Annotated in this window: 12 protein-coding genes and 1 riboswitch; of the genes, 4 read left to right on the forward strand and 8 right to left on the reverse strand. The window is 46.9% G+C overall.

Features of this window, described 5'->3' with window-relative positions; genetic code table 11:
- Nucleotides 1–43: 43 nt before the first annotated feature.
- The 4 genes from ACLSU7_RS05100 to ACLSU7_RS05115 form a co-directional block, all read right to left on the reverse strand.
- On the reverse strand, nucleotides 44–2,140 hold the full coding sequence (locus tag ACLSU7_RS05100; protein WP_413294479.1) for a TonB-dependent siderophore receptor: 2,097 nt from the start codon (nucleotides 2,138–2,140) through the stop codon (nucleotides 44–46).
- A riboswitch (TPP riboswitch) is annotated at nucleotides 2,130–2,234 on the reverse strand. Its footprint overlaps the gene before it by 11 nt.
- Before the next feature lie 42 nt (nucleotides 2,235–2,276).
- The gene (locus ACLSU7_RS05105) at nucleotides 2,277–3,557 is read right to left on the reverse strand and encodes a trans-sulfuration enzyme family protein (RefSeq protein ID WP_413294480.1); all 1,281 of its coding nucleotides are present in this window, start codon (nucleotides 3,555–3,557) and stop codon (nucleotides 2,277–2,279) included.
- 82 nt (nucleotides 3,558–3,639) lie between these two features.
- Nucleotides 3,640–4,497 carry a hypothetical protein gene (locus ACLSU7_RS05110; protein ID WP_413294481.1) on the reverse strand — a complete coding sequence of 286 codons (858 nt, stop codon included), beginning with the start codon at nucleotides 4,495–4,497 and terminating at the stop codon, nucleotides 3,640–3,642.
- A 295-nt stretch (nucleotides 4,498–4,792) separates the two neighbouring features.
- Complete coding sequence (locus tag ACLSU7_RS05115) at nucleotides 4,793–6,493, reverse strand: NAD-dependent malic enzyme (protein WP_413294482.1); 1,701 nt, start codon at nucleotides 6,491–6,493, stop codon at nucleotides 4,793–4,795.
- A 123-nt stretch (nucleotides 6,494–6,616) separates the two neighbouring features.
- Here ACLSU7_RS05115 and ACLSU7_RS05120 point away from each other — a divergent pair, with 123 nt between their 5' ends.
- Nucleotides 6,617–7,372, forward strand: a complete 756-nt coding sequence (locus ACLSU7_RS05120) for a substrate-binding periplasmic protein (RefSeq protein WP_413294483.1) — start codon at nucleotides 6,617–6,619, stop codon at nucleotides 7,370–7,372.
- 44 nt (nucleotides 7,373–7,416) lie between these two features.
- On the opposite strand, the gene ACLSU7_RS05125 is transcribed toward ACLSU7_RS05120, so the two are convergent.
- Entirely contained in the window at nucleotides 7,417–8,223 is an 807-nt protein-coding gene (locus ACLSU7_RS05125; RefSeq protein WP_413294484.1) for a hypothetical protein, read from the reverse strand.
- A gap of 277 nt (nucleotides 8,224–8,500) precedes the next feature.
- Between ACLSU7_RS05125 and ACLSU7_RS05130 the strand changes: the two genes are divergently transcribed.
- Complete coding sequence (locus ACLSU7_RS05130) at nucleotides 8,501–8,851, forward strand: hypothetical protein (protein ID WP_413294485.1); 351 nt, start codon at nucleotides 8,501–8,503, stop codon at nucleotides 8,849–8,851.
- A 121-nt stretch (nucleotides 8,852–8,972) separates the two neighbouring features.
- A complete protein-coding gene (locus ACLSU7_RS05135; RefSeq protein WP_413294486.1) occupies nucleotides 8,973–9,755 on the forward strand; it encodes a DUF3750 domain-containing protein in 783 nt (260 codons plus the stop codon).
- Here ACLSU7_RS05135 and ACLSU7_RS05140 read toward each other — a convergent pair.
- The gene (locus tag ACLSU7_RS05140) at nucleotides 9,700–11,505 is read right to left on the reverse strand and encodes a glycoside hydrolase family 44 protein (RefSeq protein WP_413294487.1); all 1,806 of its coding nucleotides are present in this window, start codon (nucleotides 11,503–11,505) and stop codon (nucleotides 9,700–9,702) included. The two genes, ACLSU7_RS05135 and ACLSU7_RS05140, sit on opposite strands and share 56 nt — an antisense overlap.
- Nucleotides 11,506–11,760: 255 nt before the next feature.
- Here ACLSU7_RS05140 and ACLSU7_RS05145 point away from each other — a divergent pair, with 255 nt between their 5' ends.
- On the forward strand, nucleotides 11,761–12,156 hold the full coding sequence (locus ACLSU7_RS05145; protein WP_413294488.1) for a hypothetical protein: 396 nt from the start codon (nucleotides 11,761–11,763) through the stop codon (nucleotides 12,154–12,156).
- Between the two features lie 597 nt (nucleotides 12,157–12,753).
- Here ACLSU7_RS05145 and ACLSU7_RS05150 read toward each other — a convergent pair.
- Nucleotides 12,754–13,137: a SnoaL-like domain-containing protein gene (locus tag ACLSU7_RS05150; RefSeq protein ID WP_413294489.1), complete on the reverse strand. Its 384-nt coding sequence runs from the start codon at nucleotides 13,135–13,137 to the stop codon at nucleotides 12,754–12,756.
- A 96-nt stretch (nucleotides 13,138–13,233) separates the two neighbouring features.
- A complete protein-coding gene (locus tag ACLSU7_RS05155) occupies nucleotides 13,234–19,662 on the reverse strand; it encodes an Ig-like domain-containing protein (RefSeq protein WP_413294490.1) in 6,429 nt (2,142 codons plus the stop codon).
- Nucleotides 19,663–19,910 lie beyond the last annotated feature (248 nt).

Here is a 19,910-nt window from a genome sequence, read left to right on the forward strand (position 1 = left end):
GACACACGAAAGAAAAAGGACGGGTCTCCCGTCCTTTTCTTTTTTAAATCTCAGCCTGAATGCTCAATGTGATAAGTCGTTCAGATCCCGGGTACAAATAAACATGGCCGTACTGCGTGGGAGATTCTCGCCAGTACTTTCGATTTAACAAATTCTCAACTAAGAGTTCAGCCGCAACGGGAACTGAGCCCCACTTTTTCTTAAAACTCATTCCCGCATCCCAGCGCACCCACCCGGGTAAGCTGATCGAATTATCTGCCAGGACCGCCCGTGGCCCCTCGTAAACCATTCGTCCGCCCAAGGACATTCCCGTCAAGCTCACCAGATGATATTGAGCTCCCAGACGTGCTGTCGCATCGGGAACATTGACCGCTTTTTTTCCGTTCAGCCCGGGATTTACGGAACTGTCTTCGCGTTTTGTTTCTAAAAGCATGCCATTGAAATTCCAGCTCCATCTTTGCAAGTCCTGCTGCAGATCCAATTCGATACCGCGATGCACATCACTGCCATCAACTTGATAAAGAGGAGCCTGATCGATGACAACAGGACGATGAATCTCAAACAAAGCCGTGGCCCAACGAAGAACGCGACTGCCGCGCAAACCAATTTCATATTGATGGGACTTCACGTCCGATAGAAACTCACCAGCATGGGTGTAAGTATTTCGGTTCGGGGTCACAAAGGACTCCATGCCTTCAGCATAACTTCCATACACCATCAGTTGTTCAAACTGATAAGAAAGTGCAGCCCAAGGCAGAACAAAACTTTGATAATACTTTGTCGGACGAGATCCATCTGTGCGCACAGTGCTGCGCTCAATCCCATTCCAACTAGCACCAATCCATCCCGTCCATGCATTCCATTTGACTGAATCTGATGCGAACACCTGAAGATTGTCAGAGTCACGATTCGTACTTTCATCCGTCAACGAAGGATCGGCGGGAACAACAGCTGTCCCATCGATTTTCCCCTCGCCTACAAAGTTATAGGCTTGCTTCTGATAGCGCTCCTTTGGTTTCCAACCCATCACTCCAAAATTCCAAGAGTGTGCAAATGCCAACGACTGAATTTTTCCGTCGAAAGCAGTCCTTAACGCTAAGGTCTCACGCTTTTCATCGTCACTGCGAAAGTCATAAAAATCAAAAGTCCCATCTGAACAATAACGATCAAAGTTACCCTCTTTCGTACAACCGAAGGGATAAGCCAGATGATCTCCGTTGACCAAATTCTGGCCCCCCAGGGAGGTCACCCAATTGAGATTTTCAGCAAACGCCTTGCTGTAACGTACGGTCCCCGTGAGTGCTGTAAACTCCACCGGTTGAGACCAGGCTTGATTATTCAAATTAATATTTGGATCAGACAGAGCTGGCAGACTTGCACCCAACAAACTCATCCCCGCCTGACTGGGTTGTGAGCGTTTCGACCACTCAAGCTCCACATCCAGTAAACTTCCTTCGGAAAGACGATAGCTCATGGCTGCCGTCAATAACGATCGCTGACCTTTGGCGTTTCTTAAATGTGGCGACAGAAATTCTTGCGCCACATTGAATCGGTAACTTAAATTTTCCCGACTCTGCAAGGCTCCCCCTGCATCCACCGAAACCAGAAAATTCCCTGAATCACTGATATCAGAGCGTGCGTTGATAAAACTTTTATCTAGAGGACGCTTGACCAGGTAGTTAATCAATCCACCGGGAGCACTGATACCGGCCTGCACTCCCGAAAGACCCTTTAGAATTTGCACATCTGATTTGTTATCCAAGGGAATGGAAGTTTCGGCATTGATCGGCAATCCTTCACGGCGAAAGTTACTGCGATTGTCCAAGGTGTAGCCCCGAATGGAAACCATATCCCAATAGCCCGTGGCATTGTAACTGTCCGTCAGCGAAGCATCCACCGTCGTTAGATCGGAAAGTCGATGAATCTGATTTTTCTGAAGTTTTTCCTCGCCATAACTTGTGGCTGACAGAGGAAGTTCTGTTAAAGAAAGTCCGGAAAATCCAAGGACAGACGCATCTGTCTCCGCAGTTTCTTTAACTAATACAGGTTGTAATTGAAAGGTGGCAGAGGATTCCTGCCCGCGGGCTTCTAAACTAAGTCCACCTAGGATGGCGGACGCCAAGAGGATCCATATTTTCATGTGACTTCCCTACGCGAGTTCTAACTCAAACAGGTTCAAAGGGTATTTCTCAGCCGCCATTCAACAACGAATAGCAGCACCCCTAGTTTGTGCTGAGCTTTATGTCGCAATCAGGAAGTCAGGTCAACAGGTTTTCTTAAACGTGTTTCAGAGAGTCTTCAAGATCCCCGATGATGTCTTTCACATTTTCAAGACCAATACTTAAACGAATCGCCCGCGGATCGATTTTACTTTCACCCCGTTTGTTTTCCGGAATTGCTGAATGGGTCATGAATCCTGGCACCTCGATCAAGGTTTTTGTAAGGCCCAAGGATACAGCCAATGTTATCGCATAGGAATTTTGCGCGACATCGTCGACAAATTTCTGACAGCGTTTCATGTCTCCTTTCAGAATAAAGGAAATCATCGTCCCCGGAGCAAAATTGTTTTCTGGAGAAACCAAATACTTACGCGCAAGTTTACTTTGCGGGTGAGATTTCAATCCAGGATAAGTGACGCTTTCAATTTTTGGATGTTTTTCCAGGAATTGAGCGACCTTCAAAGCGCTGGCTTGTTGTTGTTCAAAACGAATGGCCTGAGTGGAAATTCCGTACACCAGGATATGCCATGCGGAGTAAGGATGAATGATCGCACCAAAATCTTTGCGGGCAACACGAAGTTGCCCTTCAAACGCTTTAGGTGAAATCACCGCTCCGCCCATCTCTGTTCCAAAGCCGGAAATATTTTTCGTCAAACTTTGAATAACAAAATCAATTCCCCACTCCATAGGGCGTAAAGACCATGGCGTCGCAAAAGTATTGTCAACGACAGTATAAATACGATTATCCGCTTTACGTTTTTTATTCGCAGCTTTCACCAGCTCGGTGATTTTCTCAAGATCTGCAACTTCCAGAATAGGATTGGAAACCGATTCAAAATACACCACACGGGTTTTCGGATCTTTTAACTCTTGTTCCAAAGTTTTAAAATTGTTCACATCGATCAATGAATGCTCGATACCAAAACGTGGCAACCAATTCGTGATCAGGCTGTAAGTGCAACCATAAAGAGTTTTATGTGAGATGACTTTCTGACCGCTTTTCATCAGGGTCATAAATGTTGCCGAGATGGCTCCCATGCCGCTACCAAAAGTCACGGCACAATCGCCCTTTTCTAAAATCGCCAGCTGATCTTCTAGCATTTTGGTTGTGGGCTCTTCCAAGCGATCATAAATCCAGATTGGCTCATCAAGATTTTGAGGTCCCGCGAAGGTGCTAAAACCTTCCGCCCCACGAGTCAGCGAACCCAAGCGGAATGTGGTGGATGCCGTCATCGGCGGAATCAAGTGATGAGAAAACTCCCAGGATTTTGAAAGTGCTTCACCGTGAATGGCTTGCGTACGTGGCGACAACTTTTTACGAGCGGACTTTTTAGTCACAATTCCCCCTCGAGAAACTGATATTCAGGTCTCAAAACTAGAGCACAGGTTCTAGAGGAGTGATAGGCATGACTTTGGGCGTCTAGCTTGCTTTGTCGGCAAGCAAGCCCTGACAGCGATCCAGGATGGTCGCACGAATACTTTCCCGGTGTTTCACAAACTCCGGAAGCTGTGTGTTTTGCACGATTTTATAAAGCTGCACCACACGTAAAAGCTCAATCAGCCGCGGCTTCTGCGGGCCCTTGGAAAGGGGATACTTGGGCATTTCCAGATTTTCTTCAGCCGCTTCCATCACCGCCATGGTCCAATCGATCTCTGTCTGAGTCAGGTAGATCGTTGGAATCATCACCGGGCGATCACGGCGTTGCTGCTCTTCAATCAGAAGCTGACTGTTTAAATAGCGCAACTCCCCCACGATTCGCGTCATCTCAGCATCGTGAGATTTTCCGTAATTTTTAAAAACAGTTTTTCTCCACGCTTCACAGAAATCATCAAAATCAATGTTCGAGGATTTTTCAAACATCGGAGGCTGAGTGATATAATTCAAAGTTTTGGAAATGATATCTTCCGCAATCACGACGCTGGTGTATTTCCCACCCACACGCAAAAGATGATGAGTCCAACTGGCCAAAGACTGCAAAGAACGATTATCAATCGAGGCATTGCGAAAGTTGAGATGAAATTCCGCAAAAGTCGCAGTAGGCATCGGCCCATTCAAAACCTGATCCATTGCACTTTTACGACGATCGTGTTTTGGCAAAGCATAAAAAGCGTTAAGTTTTCTCTGAAACTTTTCAAACGATTCATCCCACAGCCCCTCCGCCTGACAACTTTTATAAAGCTGAAAAGCCTTCGCCTGACTTGGCTCCGCCTCATCCAAAAGAGAATTAATTCTTTCAACCAACGTCCGCGGAAATGAATGCCAAAGTTCCTGAATCATACGACTCAGTTTACTAGCTCTTGTCGGGAATTTCTGAATTCAGTTTTTCGACTATTTTTTAGACATGTCTACCAAGCAACCTACCACAGAATCCAGCCTAACCGAGTACCCGAGAACCTGAGAGCCCAGCGAGCGCAGGCTCAGCGGGCACTGCTTGAACCGCAGCGACCTCCGTGGGCGCCACGACGGCGCGCACCCGCCAAAGGCGGGCCACGGCGGAGCCCGGATGGCGTGTCGCGAAGGAGCAAGCGGTGGCCGATGAGCCTGCGCTCGCTGGGCTCTCGGAGTCCGAAGCCTAAGTAGCAGCTCTGTGCCTGTAGGTGCGATATTCGGGTTTCCAGAAGTTATGCTGGATTGCCGCCAATAATTCGTCATCCGTCATTTTAACGGCAACGCCATCAGCCTGGGCAGCCTTACCCACGCGGAACGCAATCTCGACTGAAACTGAAGAAATGTCTTTCAGTTCAGGTAATAAAACACCCTCTCCAGACAGAGCCATCGGCGAACAATCCGCCAAAGCTTCACTCGCTGCCATCATCATCGAATCTGTCACGCGACGAGCGGATGAAGCAATCACGCCCAAACCCACTCCCGGGAAGATGTAAGAGTTGTTACATTGAGCAATTGGATAAATCTTGTCGTTAAAAGCGACGGGCGCAAAAGGACTGCCGGTTGCAACAAGTGCCGCCCCCTCAGTCCAACGAATGATATCTTCAGGCAATGCTTCCACGCGCGAAGTTGGATTTGATAAAGGCATCACAATCGGGCGAGCACAATGACTGTGCATCAAGCGAATGATTTCCTCAGTGAATAGTCCAGGCTGCGCGGAGGCCCCGATCAACACAGTTGGTTGAGCATGGCGAACTGTTTCTAATAATGAAATTTCGCCTTCCGGTACTCCCCAAGATTGAAGGGATTCTGTCGACTGCACTAGTGGCGCCTGGAAATCCAAAAGGTTTGGCATCTTGTCAGTCAAAAGACCATAGCGATCCACCATGAAAACGCGAGCGCGGGCTTCTGGTTCAGAAAGCCCTTCTTGTTTCATGCGCGCGACAATTTGCTCGGCAATTCCGCAACCCGCAGAGCCTGCTCCCAAGAAAACCACTTTCTGATCACGAAGCTGGCCTCCGGCGGCGCGGCTGGCAGCAATCAAACTTCCCACCACAACCGAAGCTGTACCTTGTATATCGTCATTAAAACAGCAGATCTCATCTCGATAGCGTTTCAAAAGAGGTGATGCATTTTTTTGCGCAAAATCTTCGAATTGCAAAAGCACATCGGGCCAACGACGTTTGACGGCTTCGATGAATTCATCCACGAACTGATAATATTCATCTCCAGAAATGCGGGGATGCTTCCAGCCCATATACAGTGGATCGTTGATCAAAGTTTGATTGTTCGTTCCCACATCCAAAACCACAGGCAAAGTGTACGCAGGGCTGATTCCGCCGCACGCCGTATACAGGGATAACTTTCCAATGGGAATTCCCATCCCACCGATACCCTGATCTCCTAGACCTAAAATTCGTTCACCATCCGTCACCACGATGACTTTTACTTTTTGTTTCGTTACGTTACGAAGCATTTCATCAATACGATCGCGATGTGAATAAGAAATAAACAAGCCCCGGTGGGCACGATAGATTTCTGAAAAGTGCTCGCAGGCTTCCCCCACCACCGGAGTATAAATCACCGGTAACATTTCGGTGATATGTCTAACCACCAGGTAATAGAATAAAGTTTCATTAGTGTCCTGCAAGTGACGGAGAAAAACGTGGCGATCCAGATTGTTTTTGATTAATGAAAATTGACTGTATGCACGTCCGGCCTGCTCTTCGATGGTTTCAATGTGTTCTGGTAAAAGTCCATGAAGGTTGAGGTTGGCTCTTTCTTCTTCAGAAAATGCACTGCCTTTATTCAGTAAAGAAATATCCAAAAGAAAAGTTCCTGAATAAGGAATATAAACCGGTCGTTTCTGGGAGTTATCTGTGTCCATGGGGGGCATCTTATTACGAAGGATATCGCTTGTACATCAGATATAAAAATGATGATGGCTCGTATAACTGGACATGGATAAATACTAGTATAATTAGGACCATTTTTAAGGTAGCTTAGGTTGATGATCTCTTCTCGTTGGATATTACTTCTTGCATTGCTTTTTTCGGGACCAACCCAGGCCGAAACCATCACACTGGTGGGCGAAGATGACTGGGCACCATACTCTTCAGCCACTCAGGATTATAAAGATGTTCAGGGACTTGCGCCCGATATCGTACGTGCGGCTTTTAAGTCACAAGGTGTGACGGCGATCATACGCCCTATGCCTTTTACTCGGTGTATGATGGAGGTCGACAAGGGCAACTCGATTGGTTGTTTTGACACTTTGATCAACCAAAACACCAAAGATAATTATATATTTCACGACACTCCGTTGTTCCAGGCTGACATGCTGATTTATGGACGACAGGATGAAAAAGCGGGCTTAAAACTTTCGGATCTTCAGGGGAAAGTTGTGGGCACCACTATCGGCTACACCTACCCGTCAGAATTTATTGCCAACAAAAGCATCAAAACGGAAAACGGGCCGAATGAAAAATCCCAGCTGCAAAAAGTAGCAGCTGGTCGCATTCAATATGCGGTCTTGTGGGGGTTAACTGGTGAGTCGATCCTGGAAAAGAATCCCGAGCTTAGACAAAAAGTAAAAGCCCTGGGACGGGTTTCGCGAGATAACCTCTATGTGAACTTTTCGAAAAAACACAAAGATGGTGCAAAATACGCAGCCATCTTTGAAAAGGGAATGCAAACAATTCTGGCTAACGGAACTTATCAAAAAATAGAATCGGAGTTCCGCAAAAAATACCGCCATTATGAATAAAAAAAGGGACCTGAGAGGTCCCTTTTTTTTGAGTCGCACTGCTTTTAGTTCAGTGTGCTTAAACGAGCCAACGCTTGTTTTTGCTTTTGCTTTGCTTCACTCAATTTTTGACGTTTTTGGTTCAGTTTATCTTGAAGCTGTTTTCTTTTCTCGATGTTTTGCTGAGCTTTTCTGTTGTGCTTGTCAGCGTTTGACAAAGCCGCCATCGTCTGTTGCTCAAGCTTTTTAGATTCGCGCTCATAAGCTGCACGTGCTTTCAAGAAATCAGCATCTGTTTTCTTAAGCATCGCAGCTGACTGACGCTCTTCATTTTTAGCGCGAGCCAATTTAGCTTGTTCTGTTTTCAAAGCTGCATTGGTACGAGCTGTTTCGTTACGAGTGGCATTGATCTGAGCCGTCATCTGCATTTTTCTGTCCTGAGCTTGCTCACGGTCTGCTTTGGATTTATTCAACTTCTCATTGATACGTGCCAACTTATTGCGAGCCTCGTTTTCTTGAGAATCCATTTTTTCAATTTGTTTGCGCAAAGAGATGGTTTCACCAATCAAACGAGTTGTCTGCTTGGAATTACGATCTGCTTCCACTTGCAGGCGTTTGATTTCGCGGCGAGTGCGTTGAGTTGTGTCTTTATGTTCACGTGTGCGATCCGCGAAATCAGCTTTCGCAGTGCCAAGCTCAGAAACGGATTCATCGAAGCCACCTTGAGCTTCATCAAGATTTGCAAACGCGCTTTCAACATCCGATTGAGCGTCGATCGCATTGTCTTTTTCCATGCCTGCATGTGCGCTGGAAAGACCCATAATCATCATCAAAACAGAAGCTGCAAAGATTTTTGTATAACGTTTAGACATAAATGGTTCCTTATTAAGGTTGATAGAGACCACTATCCATTTTCTGTGCCGAGGGGTCTGGTCCCTGTAAATTGGAGCTGACCTCTTTACCCCCCTGTAAACCGGGAAATCCTTTCCAAAACAAACGACAAATTAGGCACCCATTATTGCCACCCCTTAAAACTCCCCCTAGTCCCCATGATTCTCAGCACTTAAAAGGCGGATTACGGAGTTGTTAGTACACCAAACAAGCCCCTTCCCCTAATCTCCTCCTACAACAAATACAAAAGGAGACCCTATGAAGCATGTCCTAGCCGGATTCGTGACCATCCTCTTTGCGCCAACAGCTTTTGCCACCACTTACTGGTGTAACTTTACGGAGCCTTTTCAACAGGTCACTTACGACACTGAGATGCATGAACTCGCTCTGACTCGTCCTATGGAAGAATTGGTGACGTGGCCTTCGACTCACACCAAAGTAGGAAATTTCCTGACAGCCAAATCCATCAACGGAGAGGCGAAACTGCGCATTCAATTAAATAAAAAAGGCAGCGATGGCATGTCGGATACTGTTTACCAGTACGAAGGGGTTTGGAACGATCAACTGGTCGGTGGTTGCAATATGCAGAAAACTCCACGCCCGGAATAGTAGGAAAACTATAGTATCCCTTTATTTCACAAGGTGGGCGCGGGTTTCGCTGCCTACTTTGGTCTGTCTTATTGCGCCCCATGGCTGTTGCTTTTAAGAGTTATCAGTTATTCTGATCAGCATGAAAAAGAAATCGCTGATACTCATGAGTGTTCTATTTTTTAAATCTTTTCTCGCTGCTGCAAATGACTGGCGCACGGCGGATCGCAGTTCCATGGGAATTGCTCCCACTCCACAACAAGAATCCCGCGCCGTCGTGCAGATTTATTCCGCACGCACTTATGGTTGGAAAGGCAATCTCGCTGTCCATTCCTGGATCGCTTATAAAGAAAAAGATGCAAGTCAGTGGAGCATCTATGAAGTGATTGGTTATTATGCCAACCGTGGATGGCCGGTGGTTCGCTTGACTCATCGTCAGCCCGATGAAAGATGGTTTGGTAATGAACCCACTTTGCATTTAGATGTGCGAGGCGAAGCTGCAGAAGAAATGATTCCGAACATATTGAAAGCCGTGGAAAGTTATCCTTATCCGGATTCTTACCGCGTATATCCTGGCCCCAACAGCAACACCTTTGTGTCTTATGTGATGAGAAATACCCCGGGCATTTACACGGACTTGCCTCCGCATGCGATTGGTAAAGATTGGATTGGTCGCGCTCAGCCTATGGGCATCACCGAATCAGGCACCGGCGTGCAACTTTCTTTATTTGGAATGCTGGGAGCTTCCGTTGGATTGGCTGAGGGAATTGAAATCAATCTTTTGGGAATGAATTTTGGGATCGACTTTGCCCGACCGGCATTAAAACTGCCATTTGTCGGGCGTTTGGGTATGTCGGATAAACCGGTTTTTACGGCGCCGTCAGAACCATCGTCGTCACGCTCATCGCCGGCATCGAATAATTAAAGGCGCTGCCGCTGATCGCCGTCTCTCCCATGCTCTTGGGAGTGGAGACACCGTCATAGACCATATAGCGCGAATATTTAGTAAAAGAACCGGCGTTCGCAATACTGATATTCGTGCTTAAGGCCGCAGACGTTTTATTGATCGCAACAATATAAAGTTTCTTACTGTCAGTAGATGACTGCATTGCATAGACTGATGTTTTATCATCGCTCGTGGAAACGGCTTTAACTGAGATATCTCCCACGCGGGCCCCCGCCCCGTCATAATTCACAAACAATCTCATTGCCCCATAAATGTAAGGCGAATCTTCCCGGTCCCAGTGAGTTGCAAGATACACATCTTCACGACCAAATATTCCCAGTACATCGGCTTCGGCGATACCACCTGAAATAATACCGCCACCGCCATGATTATATTCCGAGAAGGAAATTTTCGTACCTGGATAGTAAGTGGCAATACGCTCTTTTAAGCGCGGAATCCACTTCAGTGGTGCTTTCAAATAATCATCCACGATCCAGGAAGTCTCTTTGTAGTTGGGATCCCACAAAGAACGCGGAGCCTGCAGGCGAGCGGCAATGACATTTGCAGTTTGAGGAGCCGTCTCATCAAGAACACGGTACCCGTCACCACGTGCTTCAGAACCCCAGTGCATATCCAAAACATCAACCAGGCGTTTGCCATAGGTTTTTTCTGCCGCCGCCAACTGTTGCAAATACCAGGACATGTATTCACCATTGCTGCGATCGTCAGCATCTTGCAAGCTCATCATTTCATTAAAACCGTAAGCCACCGGACCGAATACCATCGAGTTCGGTGCCTTTTCCTTAATCATGCTCGCAAAGCGGATAGTCTTTTCTTTCATCTCGGCATAGGAAGTTTTTTGCGGATGAATCAAGGGATGAGTTGTCTTCCAAATGGCCGGTTCATTATCCAGCATGTAGTGGATTTTCTTCCCGGCCGCGAGTTCGTTTTTAAAAGTATTCTGGAAATACGTAACAGCTTCATCTTGATAGACATAGTTATCACTCAGACTGGCAACTGGTGTGGCCACCGACGATGGCTTACGATCCAGGTTTTTTCTGAAACGTGTATTCGTGTCAGAAGCTGGCGTCGTGATAGTTCCATTTTTATCGGCAGCCACATAGTCCACAATCGGAATCGTCACGACCGGAGCCGCTCCATATTTATAGGCCAGGAGAACCCCCAAGCGCACCGCCTCGCCAGGAACTTCACTGTTATTACCGCAGTTCACCAACTCACAAACGCGATTTCCGCTGGAGTTGTTATAATCCGTTCCTCCATTGGTCGCATTATTTTCCCAATTATACGTCGTCCAACGATTCCCACCCATCCGGAAAGAGCCAATATTGTTGAACAAGCTGGTTTCATAATTTGAACCATAAATATAGGGAGAGATCGCGTGACGGTTTAAATTCACATCAATCGTAAAAGTCACATCCGCCGTTGGCAGCGGCGTTGTTGTTGGCGACGGCGTTACCGTCGGGCTCGCTGTGGGCGACGCTGTAGGACTTACTGTCGGAGAAGGACTTACTGTCGGAGAAGGACTCGCTGTCGGAGAAGGGCTCACAGAGGGTGAAGGGCTGGGAGTAGCCCCCGGTGCTGATTGGCTGCCGGTGGTGCTAGCCGGTGTTTCAAATCCGGTGCTTGAGCAGTTCTGGAAAAGGAGCATCAGCGCAAGAAGCGCCGTATACGACATTATACGTTGGCGTTTTTTCCAGATTGCTTTCATAGTTTGAGAATCCCCTATTAACAATTGTGCTTTAACAAGACGCTATTTACTACTGATGTGAGTGTCGAGTCTTGATCTGATCCAAAATACCCGTTTCTAGAAATAGGGCCAATTGGGCCTTAGGGATCACCTCCCGATGGTGTCAATTTTTGTGACAGCCCTACCAGTTTTTCATTTGGCACAATTCGTCCCCCACTTTTTTTTCAGACGAAGTATAACGACCCATCTTTTTCGAACTTACTCTTTGAGGTGTCCATGAAATTGAAATCTCTTTTAGTTGCAGCAACTCTTCTGACGGCAGCAACTTCTCAGGCAAGAACGATCTCTTGCACAGGTATTGATAAAAACGGAAGCAAAGTGAGCGTCCAAGTTTCTTTGAACAATGGTGTTTCTTTCGATTACAAAACCGAGAAAACCAAAGCCAAAAACTCTGAAGACTACACTGATGTGTGGACGGCAGATGTGGGATCCTACAACTTGGGAGAAAACTCTGGTGACAGAACAATCACAGGCTCCCTGGGTTCACGTGGTGAAAAATGGGCGAAGCTTTCTTTGGGTGATTTAGGTAAAGCCAACTCGACTCTAGAGTACGATGAAAATGACTCTGGATATGAGTATGCGAACACCGTTTCCAAAATGCTTTGTCGCTAGGTCTTCTCGTTAGCATAAATTAAGAAAGCCGAGTCTCTGCACTCGGCATTTTTTATTTCGTCACACTCAATATCCGACCGCAATTCAGCTCCCACAGCCATTCTTATAAAAAGCCTGTAAAATTCTTCGGCATTTTCATTAAAATTCCCTGGACCTTCTTCTGGAATATGTCACTAAGCATTCTCATGACGATTCGTCGTTGCTAAAATTTTGTGACACGAAAGTATTTTCTATCTACGCGAAATTGCGGAAACTGAATTCGAAAGCAAATCGCATTTTACACTTGTACGTTTCAATCTGAGAATACGGAGCAGTTTTGCATCTTTAGCTATCGTTAAATGAAGCAAAAAAGACGAGAATAATAAAAGAACTGGCCGCATGGGAGATTATGGAATGGCTAAAATCCGAGTAAAAGGTTTTCTAACTCTATCTGCAATCTATCTCTTCATATGCTTGTTCTATTCTAATTGCACTGTTCGCGAAGAGGCCCACACTCCCACTCAGCTCGGTGGACTTGATCACCACTAAATCCGTGAACCAAAAAAAATGAAAAATCCCAAGCATATTCTGGCTTGGGATTTTTTTTAAAATAGCTGCTTACATTGTATAGAAAAATTCCTCTTTCACGATTTTTCCGTCTTTCACTGTGTAAACACCGACTTCTTCCATGGCCCATTTTTTCTGAGTTCTTTTATCTGTGGCATCGTATTTAAAATGGACTGCGAAGCGATCGCCTAAAGGATAGGGACCGTCAATTTGTGAGGAATGAACCTCCATCGTTTCTTCCCACTGTTTATTTTTTTTGAGCGCATTTTCTATGCCCCGCGATTCTGCAGGCATATCGGGTGTTTCAAAAGCTTCCCGGCTTTCGATGTCTTTGCCGTACAGTTCATTGATGGCATCAACTACTTTATTGCTCTTACAGAATTCGACCAGTTTTTTTCCGACAGCTAAGGTGTCCCTTTGAGCTTGAGTATTCATAAGACCTCCTTACATGGATGCAGCTTTAGTCTACGCCCAAGGGATCTTATGAAAAGTATTGAATCAGTCGAGAATATTACGCGACAGAAAAGTGGCCTATGGGTTTACGACTTCAGCCACACCCTGAAGGCCATTTTGCTTATAGACAAAGAGCAAGCTATTACGATTGCTGTCGTAATTGATAGGACCATCACAAGTAAAGGTCGAATTTGGCAATGCCAGCAACGTCTCCGCACCACTGTTATTGAGGTCGTATTTATACAGCGAACCGCTCGAACAAATATAAACATGGTTCACAGATAAATTCGAAGTGCGATTGATCGCAAATTTAGAGAACGCACGAGGAGCTGTAAATAGCGTACTCATATTCCCTGATGCGTCTAAAGCAAAGCTTGCGATACGATAGCCATTAGTATCAGCCACGACCCAGCTGTTCGTCGCCACATCAAAAGCTCCCTGATATCCATTATCTTTTGCGAGGCCCGTCACGGCACAGCCACCCTTCACCAAAGAACCATCCGCACAAATCGTATCTCCAATCGATGAGCCACCATCATAGGCAGCGCGACCAATGGTTTTAGCAACCGTATCCACGATGCTTAAGCGCGAATCCACAAGGGCGTTCAAAGTTCCGTTATAAGAGAACGTTGATACCAGAAGTTTACTTCCGGTCAATGCCACAGGTCCCGGTCCATAGACACCATTTGTGTTGATATCTTCCCAATTACCTGAGGAGCGTGAAATCTTGGAGATCGTCGCGGCAGTTCTAGGCATATAAATATCGCCATTCGTGCCCAACACAAATCGCGTCGGAGCGGCATCATACACGTTCGTTAACGAGCTTGTTGCTGCCACGGATCCGTTGGTTGGTGTTTTAGAGTACTGAAGCCCCGCAATCGTCGTTAACGATCCACCCGGAACGAACTCACGGATACGAACGTCATCAAAGTCATACATCGTGATATAGTTCGTACCAGACAACGTCCAACCCTTCACATCCGTCAGATTTGCGAAGCGGCTGACTAAAGCATTTTTGCCGTCATCAGATCCCAAGCGGTCTCCGGCGAGAGTTCTGACTTTGCCTTCATAGTCAATCGTACGAACAGCGTTGGATTTTCCATCGATATAGAAAAGTTGTCCCTGGCTGTTAAAAGCAATAGACAACGCTACGATACCGCAATTCTCGTGGGCCGTGCCATCAGCGCACGTTCCGAAATTAGAACTTCCATAGATTCGAGTCCATGTCATTGAAACCGGTTCAAACTTGAAGATACCCTGTGCATTGGTTGAACTAGAGTATCCAGTATATAAATTACCGCTCTTATCATTATAGAAGTCGACATATTCGCGATAACCGGCTGGCGTGGCAACACGAGACGGAGCCGGCAACTGTGATACACCCGTCGTTGGATCCACTTGCGCATAGGCCCGTGTCTCTGACGTTGAACCCAATGGACAAGACGACGAAGAACTTCCCGACGCCATCGACCAACCCATTCGTTCAGCGACGCCAGAAGAATCAAAAGACACGAAATAATTGCTGAAAGTACAAAGCGCATTGTTCTGTGTAGAAGAACTGCTGTTACCGGTACCGGACAGCGTAATCAAGCTGATCGCACCTGTGGCCGCCGTGTATTTGCGCACTTTCAAGCCGTTTTCGCCGGTGAAATAGATATCCCCGTTGGATGCGACAGTCAGATGTCTCATCACGGAAGCTTTATAGTTTGTCGCCAAAGCCACATAAGAACTTGTGTCCGTTCCGCCACCGATAAAGCGGGAGATCGTCATCGGACTTACTTTGGTGTTAATTTTTCTAATATAGTTATTGTCTGCGACCAGGACGTCATTATTATTGTCGACCCAAATACCATTCAGAGATCTGAACTTCGCGCTGGTCAACGCTCCACCGTCACCGGATGATGAAGCAGCTGTCGTCGCTAAGATTTCATACACACCCGTCGTTGGATTTACCCACGCAAGCCCACGAGTATCGATGACAAAGATCTTACCATCATCAAGCACCGCCAAAGAATAGACACCCGTTGGCTTGATGATTGCGGATTTTGCGCTGGAGTTTAGCCCCAAGTCAGTATTACCTGCCAAGAAGTTAATTTTGCCCGAGTTCAATGGATTACTTGCGATCGTCGTAAAGAACCCTTGAGAATCCATTGCTTGCAATTTCAAACGGAAATACGTGCCCACAGGAGCCGTGAACACCGCACAACCAGTGTAACCCGCAGTCACCGTACAACCACCATTCCCAGCATTCGCTAAGCCAGAGGAAAGTACTCCCCCCTCCGTGGCGTCATCGGTTGTATAGGTCACTTTAATCGGACTTGCCGCAAGCCCGGTCGTGCTCGTGATGTTCCATTTCAGATAGATTGCCTGTCCCGAATTTACCACCAAGTCAGAGCCTGCCGGAGGTGAATTAGGTGTGTCGGTCGAGGTTAATTGAATCTTACTGATATTCGGAGGATTTGGTGAGTTATATACCACCGTGCCCTTATCCACGCCCACAGTCGCCGAATTCGTAGACATATTTCCGACAGCATCCATTAACCAGATATGTATATTGAAGGTTCCCGAAACCAAGCCCACATTATAGTAGATCGAAGACGTCACCAGATTTTTGGCGGCCGTTAGACCGTATGAGTTGACAGCAATCCAGCAGCTGCTAGAGGCTGTCGGTGCTGTCGCCACGGTCTGCATACAGATTTTTGAAATATTGCTGTAGCTATCAGTTCCGTTAAAACCAATCAGAACGTTGTTGTTACTTGTTGAGGCTGCTCCGCCATTCACTGTGAAGCTTGAAAGTGTAGGTGCACTGCTATCGATAGCGAAAGAATTCGAAGTGGAAGTTTTAGAATTCCCCGCCGCATCTGTTAATGACACACGGATTTTCGCCACACCGGTATTTACCACAGGTGCCACAATACCCGTGAGCGAATAGCTCACCGAGCTGTTTGCTCCGGCCGTCGCAGTTTTAGTTCCTACACTTGTCCAAGTGGTACCGTCATAAAGCTCAACCGTAAATGAAGAGCCCGTCGCAACATTCGCTTCTGTGTTAGTCCAGGTTGCAGAGATCACACCGCCGCCCTTAACCACACTCGGAGTTGTGACTGTGATTGTGGGAGCTGTTGCATCTTTGATAACTGTACGATTTGCAGAGGCGCCACTATTACCGGCAGCATCCACTTGCACAGCCGAAACCGTGTAAGTACCATCTGGCAGCGAGGTCATGTTGGCGGTAATCGAATAAGCGCCACCAGAACATAGGGCTGGAACCACGCTCACTCCTGTTAAAGAGACCGAAACGCCTTCTTCAGAACAAGCACCGCTGAAATTCACAGAAGAAATACTTCCGACTGGAATTACATAGCCATCGCTTGCAGGTGTTGTAATCGTCAATGTCGGAACGACGGTATCAACAACAAAGGTGTAGGAAATTGGCGTGCTATCGTTACCTGCTGTATCCGACGCATAAATAGAAACCGTGTGGCTACCCTCGGAAAGGGAATTATAAGATCCCCCCGACATACAAGTCGAATAAGCTCCGCCATCCAGTTTACATTTAAAGCCCGCTACCGCACCACCACCGGTATCCATACCAGTGAAGCTGAATGTCGCTGTTGACGAATTCGAATTCGCAGCTGGTTTCGCAGTGATCGTCACGCTCGGTGGAGTTAAGTCAATGGTCCATGAATAAGAAATGGAAGATGAATAGTTTCCGGCATCATCGATGGCAGCCACTTCAAAACTGTGCGCTCCAGCTGTCAATGATGAATAAGAAACACCCGACACACAAGAGCTTGCTGCCCCGCCATCGATTTTACACTCATAGCCGGCGATCGTTCCCGCATCAGCACCACTGAAAGTAAAGGCTGCCGTGGTTTGATTCGTTAAACTGTTTGGTTTAGTCAAGAGCGTCAAGGTTGGCGCAGTTAAATCCACGGACCACGTATAACTTGCTACCGCAGATGTATTGCCCGCCGTATCCATGACTTTCACTTGGAAAGTATGCGAACCTTCAGCCAATGCTGTCAAATTCTTAGGACTCGCGCATTCAGCAAAGCCACCACCATCAAGATCACAGTAATACTTTTCAATAGCTCCGCCACCTGTGTCTGCTCCTGTGAATTTAAATTGCGCCGTCGCAGAGTTCGTACTGACAGCCGGTTGATCCGTGATCGTTAACGTCGGATTCGTTGTATCGATAACCCACGTATAGGAGGTATCATCACTGTCATTTCCCAGATTATCCACAGAGTGAACCGTGAATGTATGAGTTCCTTGTACCAAACCGTTATAGGTATGCGGTGATGTGCATGCAGCAAAGGCTCCGCCATCCAGTTTACATTGATAACTCGCGATGGAACCACCCGAAGGCGGTGTCGCAAAGAATGCAAAGGTCGCTGAAGTTTGATTCGTAATACTGTCTGGCGACGAAGTAATAGAGGCCATCGGCGCCACCGTGTTAATGACCCAGGTATAAGTTGTTACCGCACTCATGTTTCCCGCCGTGTCTGTGGCGCGAACTTTAAACGTGTGACTTCCGTCTGCCAGTGCAGAATAAGATTTACCTGTAGTACAAGCAGCAAAGCCCGCGCCATCAAGCTCACATTCGTAACCTGAGATGCTGCCACCGCCCGAATCCGTACCCACAAAACCAAAGACCGCAGTTGTGGCGTTCGTCATGGCCGAAGGCTTCGAAGTGATGGTCACCGTCGGCGCCGTCGTATCAATAGTCCACGAGTGAGTGAGAATATTTGAAACATTTCCTGCAACGTCATAGGCCCGCGCTTTAAAAGTATGGCTCCCCGCTGCGAGGACATAGTTGGTAATCGCGGTACAACTTGCATAGGCACCAGAATCAAGACTGCACTGATAGCCGCCCATACCGGAGCCACCTGTGTCAACGCCAGTCAGAGTGAAAACGGATGAAAGAGAGTTTGTGATAGTTGGAGGACCCGCTAACGTCAAAGTCGGCGCCGTTAAATCGATATGCCATGTTTTAGAGTCCGGCACGGAGATATTCCCCGCGGTATCCACGGCTCTCACATTAAAGGTGTGATCTCCTTCGGTTAAACCTGCAAGGGATAAAGGGCTTGAACAGGAAGTCCAGGCCGCTGCATCAAGTTTGCACTCAAAGCGATCGATCGTACCGCTGCCATCATTTCCGGTGAATGCAAAAACTTGAGAGCTGGATTTACTTTGTGCCAAAGGCTGAGTAGAGATCGACACCGTGGGTGCCTGGGTATCAAGAACTCCCGCAAGAGTTGTTGGAACCGAAGAGATCAGCCCCGAGGCATCCTTCGCCCAAAGATAAAGTGTTTTTGCTCCTTCACCTGCCGACAAAGTGACGTTCAAACTTTGTGTGCCGTTTTGAGTACACACAATTGGAAAGTTCGTCGATTCGCTTGGCATCGCAGAACTTTCAGTCATCAACAACGAACTAAAAGTATCACAGTTCGCAAGCCCAGCACCCGTTTGAATACCAATCACCAGATTGCGGGTATTCACGGGCTGACCGCCAGCAATCGATGGAGATGTGACGGTGAAATTCGGAGGCTGTGGAGGAACGTTGTTTGTGATCTCAACAGGAACTGTAAAGACTTTATTAGGTTTTGCCGTGTTCACATGTCCAGAGCCATCATTTTGTCCCACTAAAAGTGTGAGAGTATGGCTACCCTGGGAGTTACCGCCTGGAGCAAAGGACAAAGATTTTCCTGCCCCAAGAAGTGTTGCATTTCTTTTCCATTCATAAATCGTCGCATAGGATGGTGACCAATGCGAGGAGTCAGCTTCGAGTTGATAAGAGACGCGCTCTTGCGCTAAAGAGGGAACATTCACGTAAAGAACTTCCGGAGATGCATCGAGTAAGGCTTCAGGTCCCACGCCGAATATCTGCGTGAACTTATCTGTGGCCTCAGTGTTCGCAACCAAAATGTCATAAGATTTTTGCATTGTATCTGGCGAACCCAGGATCAACATCAATGATTGTAAGTCAGCGCCATTATCCTGAAGAGCGGCAGAAAGCTTCGCTTTATAATCTGTGTTGACCATAAAGCCCAAGAGTGACGATGACATGTTAACATTTTGCTCGGAATAACCCGTAATCGGTCTAAAGAAAACTCCTGCGGCACATCCATTCACTTCGATAAGCATGGGATTGGATTTTAGCGCCTCGGTTTCAAAGCCCGCATTTTGTAAATTAATTGTATAAGCACCGGATTCATCCACACCGGTAGAAGCCGCAGCGGGTTTGATTCTCTCCCCGTTGGCATCCAATTTATAAAGATTCACGACTGGCGTTGTACACGTCGTTAATGTTTGCGCTGCAGTCTGGCTGGAATTGGCAGAATAATTTGCGATGTAACCCGTGATACTATTTGTGGAGACCTTATTGAGTTCATCGATCACCGCATCCATCGAACATGCCGTGAGAAATAGGGAAACCGCCACGATCCAAGTTTTTGATCGTGCGCGCAGTCGTGATGGTTTTCCAGTACGTGCGTGCGTTCCCATGCCTTTACTATCGGCCCTGGGAGGACGTTTCGAGAGAGAAGCTGAGTAATTATTGAATCCAAAACATGATGTTTTTACGGTGATTTTTCCACCGTCTCGAAAAGACATTAAGAGTCTGAAAGAGCCCTACCTTGATCTTGCGTTTTCTGTATTCGAATACGTTCGAGGCAATAATGTTTTTAGCAGGTTCTCGCTGTTGGAAAAATTCTTTTGGAGTGTAAACAACCCTTTAAGGTTTATTCAGAGTA

It is taken from the genome of Bdellovibrio sp. HCB185ZH (assembly GCF_047302455.1).
GTDB lineage: Bacteria > Bdellovibrionota > Bdellovibrionia > Bdellovibrionales > Bdellovibrionaceae > Bdellovibrio.